This is a genomic window from Streptomyces sp. DH12 (assembly GCF_020873895.1).
Taxonomy (GTDB): Bacteria; Actinomycetota; Actinomycetes; order Streptomycetales; family Streptomycetaceae; genus Streptomyces.
In genome coordinates this window covers 1-509 of the sequence record NZ_JAHWGT010000719.1, presented here as the reverse complement: position 1 = coordinate 509, position 509 = coordinate 1, and the positions used below count along the sequence as shown (strand labels likewise).

The window sequence follows — 509 nt, the reverse complement described above, 5'->3', positions numbered from 1 at the left end:
CGGCCTGCCCGTACGCCCACGGGGTGAGCCCGGAGCAGTCGAAGCCGGACGGGCCGTTGGCGCCCCACACGTAGGGCTTGCCGAGGGCGGAGCGGGCGGCGGCGACGGCGGCTGCCGCGCGCCCGGAGGCGGGGGCGCCGCCGGGGCCGAGCAGGTCGGTGCGGCCGGAGCGGGAGGCGCGGTCCCAGGCGGCGCGTTCGCCGGCCGGGAGGGAGCCCAGCAGCCGCCGGGCCTCGGCGAGCTTGCGCTGCACGGTCCGCTTGGGGGTGGCGGCGGCCTTGCGGCTGCGTTCGAGGGCGCCGAGCCGCCCCGCCGCCTCGGCGCGGTCCTGGGACAGCGAGCGCAGGGTGCCGCGGAGCCTCTTCAGTTCGGCGGTCTGGTGGACGCCGATCCGGTCGAGGACGGAGGCCTTGCGCAGATAGTCCTCCGGGTCCTCGGAGAGCAGCAGGGCGAGGGCGGGGTCGAGGCCGCCGGAGCGGTACTGGGAGCCGGCGAGCGAACCCAGGGCC

The 509-nt window shown here is 79.0% G+C and carries 1 protein-coding gene; it reads right to left on the bottom strand.

Features of this window, described 5'->3' with window-relative positions; all coding sequences use genetic code 11:
• The coding region (locus tag LPA54_RS36695) for an NlpC/P60 family protein (protein WP_228984827.1) at positions 1 to 509 on the bottom strand (509 nt) is incomplete at both ends.